This window comes from Desulforegula conservatrix Mb1Pa (assembly GCF_000426225.1).
In the GTDB taxonomy this organism is placed as follows: domain Bacteria; phylum Desulfobacterota; class Desulfobacteria; order Desulfobacterales; family Desulforegulaceae; genus Desulforegula; species Desulforegula conservatrix.
This window is the reverse complement of the sequence record NZ_AUEY01000130.1, coordinates 1-4,916: the sequence shown is the minus strand read 5'-3', so window position 1 is coordinate 4,916 and position 4,916 is coordinate 1. Positions and strand designations below refer to the sequence as shown.

Sequence of the window (4,916 nt, the reverse complement as noted above, 5' to 3'; positions counted from 1 at the left end):
TCCAGTATTTCAAAAACAGGTATCCAGTAAATCCCGGTCGACTCCATGGCTACTGTCGTAACACCGCAATCCGTCAGCCAGTCTGCAAGCAGGTGAAGCGCATCTGTAAATGTTGAAAACTCACGGACAGGATTATCACATGCGTTGGCAGGCACTGCCACAAAATGGCTTTTTGATCCTATGTCTATACCTGCTGCATTCATATTTATATTTTCAAGATGCCCGGGACGTCTTTTGCTTTTTGGATTTGCGTCTGTTTTCATGCCTTTTATCCTTTATTAAGATTTATGGCATAACCGGACGGGAAGCTCTCGAATGCCGCTCTCTTCCAAACGGGATAGCCAGGCTTCACCAGTGATAAAAGCGCCAGCTTCCAGACCACGCTAACGGACGGGCATTAAGCACCAATGGCGATTCGGCCTTTTCAATCCAGATGCCAGATTGATTATAACCGGATCTATATTCATAATAAAGTTACTTTAGGATAAATCTCCGAGTCCTCGGAGTAGGTCGCTAACGGTGAGCTAAGCCGCGCCGCCGCTGCTTTACCGGAAAATCCGGTGCGTGTCGGCGTCGGCTTGGGCGACTTGTTATGGATTACTTTTATTTTTTAATATCTCAAATTTACCAGATATATTTAATTTTATAGGTAAAGTAATATGGTTGAATAGCGGTAAGGCCCTCCATATAGAGCCATATTCTGTTTCAAAATCAGAAACATTAATAAATATTTTGTCTATGGCTATATGCTTTTCATCATATGCGACGATGTCACCACTTGTATGAGGAACCCATATTGTATCATTTGGCCCCATAGAATACTGATTCTTTGTATGAGTAGTATAGATTATAGCTGGCTTATCCATCTCATTGTGAATATTTACAGTAGTCATTACGCCACACGATGACAAAATAGAAGTAATAACTGCTGTGATTAAAATGTATAGTATCAGCCTCATTCTGAAATTTTAATAAATCCATAACGGAAAGCTATGCCGCGCCGCCGCTGTGCTCGGTTCAAGCGACGCAGGCCCTCGGCGTCGGCATGGGCGAATTGTTGGGAGACCTAATTTGATTGTTTTGCCTTGTTCCCTTATGATGGATTTTTGGATACAAGCTCCAATAACATTTCAGCTGTTTCTGTCCCATTATATGAAGCAGGGGCCAGCATGAGCTTGCCATTATGGAGTTTGTAAAGATAATTCACCAATAAACCGCCTTCATTTTCAACCCATATGGTCGTTGTTAACGTATTCCCCATATTTGATTTCCACAATCTATAGTAGCCCCTAATATTCTGGCCATCCATATGAAGAGACCCATCCTTATAAAAAGACATATTAATTGTATTTCCGTCTTTTTTAGCCTCCCAAGTACCAATTATATCATCTGTTGAAATAAAACGGTCCGGTTTATAATATACAAATTCACTTTCTATAGGCTCTCCATTGTCTCCCTTAGCTAAGCGGAGAACCAAAGCTTGCCCATATTCGCTCCATGAGTAAGAAAGCTCGTGTTCAACGGGACGCTTCATGTCAGGTGGTTGAAAACTCCAAGTTATTCTATTGGCAGTTACAGTATAATTCCCGTTGAAACTACGGTTCATTAGTGAGTTTTTTAGGAAAACTTTACCATTTTTTTTGAAATCAATTGTGTCAAAGGCTGGGGGATTTGGCATCAACGTTTTTTGCACATAAGCAAAACGCCACTCACCAGTTACGCCGTCCTTATTTAGCTTTGGCATAGATGCACAACCAATGAGCAACGTAGAAACCAAGATTATTACTGCAAAATGCTTGATCATTATATATCTCACAACAGTTGAGGTAAGCCGCCCGCCGCTACGCTTGATGTATATTCCGGCGCTGATCGGGTCGGCTTGAGCGAATTGTTAGCTTTTCCTGTATGTTAACGATATGTTTTGGTTTGTAGCAATGCAGGAAAGCCTCGCATTAAGATTAATTTCCAATAATCTCGTTCAGTCCTTCAATGAGCTGATCTAGCTCCTCTGGTGAAACCCTACCGACCAATTTTCCTATTCTTTCTGTTGAGAGAGTTCTGATTTGGCTGATTTTTACCCATGACCGTTTAGGGAGATCAGTGGATTCAAGCTCCAGCGTAAGAGGAAAAGCAGCACGTTGAGGTTGGCTTGTGATTGCCATAGCGATTACAGTGCCTGAACGCTCATTAAATATGTCTTGGCTTAGAATTACAACCGGCCTCAAACCTGCCTGTTCATTGCCTTTAACTGGATTCAAATCCGCCCAGCGAACCTCACCTCTCAGTATTCTGGCCACTGTGCGAGCTCCTCATCCATACCTTCTTCAGCCAATTTCCGTTCCGTTGCGGGAGAAAGCTTTGCACACTCTATAGCAAGGCGATTTCGTTCAAGTTTTTGCAGCTTTTCTGTGACCGCATCCTGAATAGCTTTGCTTCTATTGGGAAACACTCGGGCTTTTACAAGCATGTCAAGCCTATGCAGCGTCCCCTCTTCCATTGTTATTGCAATCTTTGCTGTAGTCATTTTGCACCTCCAGTATGATAATAGATCATACTTATTGGCCGGTCAAGAAACAAAAACTTTGTGGATTTCATAAAAAAGCTAACGGTGAGCTAAGCCGCGCCGCCGCTGCCTTACTGGTGAAAAACGTGCGTGTCGGCGTCGGCTTGGGCGACTTGTTAAGCCATCCTTTTTAGTTGATGAAAGTCACTTATGGTTTCTAAATCGTCTTTTTCTACTGCCAGCGCTTTATACAGATCCCAACGAATTTGTAAATTCAGCCAAAAATCAGCCGATACACCAAAAAATTTGGATAGTCGAAGGGCAGTGCTGGGTGTTACACCACGCTTTTTATTAACCAGCTCATTAACCCTTTGATAAGGGACATGAATAGCGTCAGCAAGCTCGCGTTGGGTGATTTGCATGGGAGAAAGAAACTCTTCCAGCAGCATTTCACCTGGATGGGTTGGTTCTCTATTTGTTGGAATACGTACCATAGATACACCTCTAATGATAGTCTGTTACTTCAACGTCATAAGGCCCAGATTCATCCCATTTGAAGCAAATCCTGTACTGCTCGTTTATGCGAATGCTGAACTCACCTTTTCTGTTACCAGATAATGCCTCAAGCCTGTTGCCCGGAGGAATTCTTAGTTCTTCCAGTGCTACAACAGAATCAAGTTGATCAAGTTTTCTGGCGGCAATACGCCAAATAGTTTGCGGACAAGCCTTACGAGCAAGCTTTGACCCAACACCATTATAGATATCTTCTGTGGCTTGATCTTTAAATGAGACAATCATAGAAACATAATAGCACGGCTTTCATGCTATGAGAATATTTTTTTTAAAGGCTTAACGGAAAGGTATGCCGCGCCGCCGCTGCCTTGCTGGTGAAACCGGTGCGTGTCGGCGTCGGCTTGGGCGACTTGTTAGGCAATATAATCATATGTTGGTTTATTTTATTTTACCTTCAGCCTTTAGCTCATCATAAGCTTTCATTAGTCTGTTCATTATTTCCTGTGCATCTTTGACCTTGTTGCTGATGTGAAGATAAAGTCCGATAGTTTTTAAAGTCGTTTTTTTTATGCCTTGTATATTTAGCTTTGAAATAGCCTCGGTTGCAGGATCACTATAATCCAGAACAAAAGGAGCTCTTCCTATCTGAAGCATTTTAAACGCAGCTTCATGGCTTTTTGGAGATTCTATTTTTATATTGTTCTGTGGATCTTCAAGGAACTTGAGTAAGCCACCATAGCCATAGCCATAAATGATTATTAAGTTTTTTCCTTTCAGATTATCCTCTGTTTTTGGAAGCAATGCTTCATCTCCAAGTGTATAAATTTCAAGAGATATTTCAGCTAACGGCTTCGGGCTTACAATGGTTTTTCCCTCATATTCAGGGACTCCTCGTGTTCCCATTAACACCTGAGTTGTTCCGTTTCCTGCATTTGTATAAAGCCTTTTTGGTGGATATCCCTGTAAAGTATATTCTATCCCTGCCTTTTCAAACATCATTTTAAGCATGTCAATATGAATACCACCTTTGACATTTGTATTATTTTCAAGAATAAAATATGGTGGAAAATCGAGCGCTCCGATTTCAAGAGGAGCTGCATTAGCAGGAATAGCAAAAACAAGTAAAGAAAATGCTAAAATTAAAAAACTTACATTAGTTTCTTTTTTCATAGGATTCTCCTTGCATAAATGTGGCTGAATTTAGGTATAGTTGATTACAATGCCTTCCAAGTAACTATCCCTTAAGTAGCTGAAATCATTAGGTCTGAATTTTTGGCAAAAATTGCTTTTTTTTGCATCACAGACTATAATGCAACCCTCAAAACGTATCTTCTTTATAATAAATTCCCTGTTTCTGAAAGTGGATTGCCACTACCTTGCTGAAAACCAGAAACATCTAAAAGAGCAAGTCCAAATTCCTGAGCTCTTTTCTTTAAACTGGCTATAACTCTGGAACGGTATCTTTCTTCGTAAATATCCTGGCCAGCGTCGTAATATGAACTTCCATGTTTTAGCATAGTGCAAACCAGTTTTGCCAGCTTATGTGCAGTTGCGGTTATTGCCTTTGGAGCACCAAGCCTGGACCTCTGTCTTCTATAATATGCTCCAAGAGCGCTTTTGGATCTCAGGAGCGTTGAAGCTGCAATCCTCATGGCCACAGCCGCACGGTTTACAACTTTTTTTGTCCTTGCGCTTATAATTTTTCCTCCGGTAATCTTTGTACCAGGACACAGACCCAGCCATGACGCAAAATGTTTTGAAGTTTTCCATCTGCTCATATCTGTTCCTATCTCTGCAATGCTCTTAAGCGCTGTATTTGTATTGATTCCATCTATACGTGTCAGGTCAACACCTGATATCCTCAACATAGCTTCGTCCATTGAAGACTGACCACCTGAAG

At 41.4% G+C, this 4,916-nt stretch carries 8 protein-coding genes and 1 pseudogene; all 9 read right to left on the bottom strand.

All coding sequences use genetic code 11. From position 1 onward, the window contains the following. A pseudogene (locus tag K245_RS0120710) lies at nucleotides 1–203 on the bottom strand (IS110 family transposase); the annotation flags it as partial. Nucleotides 204–590: 387 nt separating this feature from the next. Beyond that, nucleotides 591–893 carry a hypothetical protein gene (locus K245_RS0120705; RefSeq protein WP_156906869.1) on the bottom strand — a complete coding sequence of 101 codons (303 nt, stop codon included), beginning with the start codon at nucleotides 891–893 and terminating at the stop codon, nucleotides 591–593. 200 nt (nucleotides 894–1,093) lie between these two features. Continuing rightward, nucleotides 1,094–1,804: a hypothetical protein gene (locus K245_RS0120700; protein WP_027360697.1), complete on the bottom strand. Its 711-nt coding sequence runs from the start codon at nucleotides 1,802–1,804 to the stop codon at nucleotides 1,094–1,096. A gap of 154 nt (nucleotides 1,805–1,958) precedes the next feature. After that, nucleotides 1,959–2,297, bottom strand: a complete 339-nt coding sequence (locus K245_RS0120695) for a type II toxin-antitoxin system PemK/MazF family toxin (RefSeq protein ID WP_027360696.1) — start codon at nucleotides 2,295–2,297, stop codon at nucleotides 1,959–1,961. Further along, nucleotides 2,282–2,524, bottom strand: coding sequence for a ribbon-helix-helix domain-containing protein (locus K245_RS0120690; protein ID WP_027360695.1), 243 nt, complete (start codon nucleotides 2,522–2,524; stop codon nucleotides 2,282–2,284). Before K245_RS0120690 ends, K245_RS0120695 begins: the two co-directional genes overlap by 16 nt. A 155-nt stretch (nucleotides 2,525–2,679) precedes the next feature. Continuing rightward, a complete protein-coding gene (locus K245_RS0120685; RefSeq protein WP_027360694.1) occupies nucleotides 2,680–2,997 on the bottom strand; it encodes a HigA family addiction module antitoxin in 318 nt (105 codons plus the stop codon). Nucleotides 2,998–3,007: 10 nt separating this feature from the next. Next, nucleotides 3,008–3,301: a type II toxin-antitoxin system RelE/ParE family toxin gene (locus tag K245_RS0120680; RefSeq protein ID WP_027360693.1), complete on the bottom strand. Its 294-nt coding sequence runs from the start codon at nucleotides 3,299–3,301 to the stop codon at nucleotides 3,008–3,010. Between the two features lie 153 nt (nucleotides 3,302–3,454). Next, nucleotides 3,455–4,186, bottom strand: coding sequence for a substrate-binding periplasmic protein (locus tag K245_RS0120675; RefSeq protein WP_027360692.1), 732 nt, complete (start codon nucleotides 4,184–4,186; stop codon nucleotides 3,455–3,457). 164 nt (nucleotides 4,187–4,350) lie between these two features. Beyond that, nucleotides 4,351–4,916: transposase (locus tag K245_RS25765; protein ID WP_232223860.1), on the bottom strand; the 566-nt coding region annotated here is incomplete at its 5' end.

What these genes read in the sequence shown, in the direction of transcription:
- K245_RS0120700 (WP_027360697.1), bottom strand. Translation starts at nt 1,804, where the DNA reads ATGATCAAGCATTTTGCAGTAATAATCTTGGTTTCTACGTTGCTCATT.
- K245_RS0120675 (WP_027360692.1), bottom strand. Translation starts at nt 4,186, where the DNA reads ATGAAAAAAGAAACTAATGTAAGTTTTTTAATTTTAGCATTTTCTTTA.
- K245_RS0120705 (WP_156906869.1), bottom strand. Translation starts at nt 893, where the DNA reads ATGACTACTGTAAATATTCACAATGAGATGGATAAGCCAGCTATAATC.
- K245_RS0120680 (WP_027360693.1), bottom strand. Translation starts at nt 3,301, where the DNA reads ATGATTGTCTCATTTAAAGATCAAGCCACAGAAGATATCTATAATGGT.
- K245_RS0120690 (WP_027360695.1), bottom strand. Translation starts at nt 2,524, where the DNA reads ATGACTACAGCAAAGATTGCAATAACAATGGAAGAGGGGACGCTGCAT.
- K245_RS0120685 (WP_027360694.1), bottom strand. Translation starts at nt 2,997, where the DNA reads ATGGTACGTATTCCAACAAATAGAGAACCAACCCATCCAGGTGAAATG.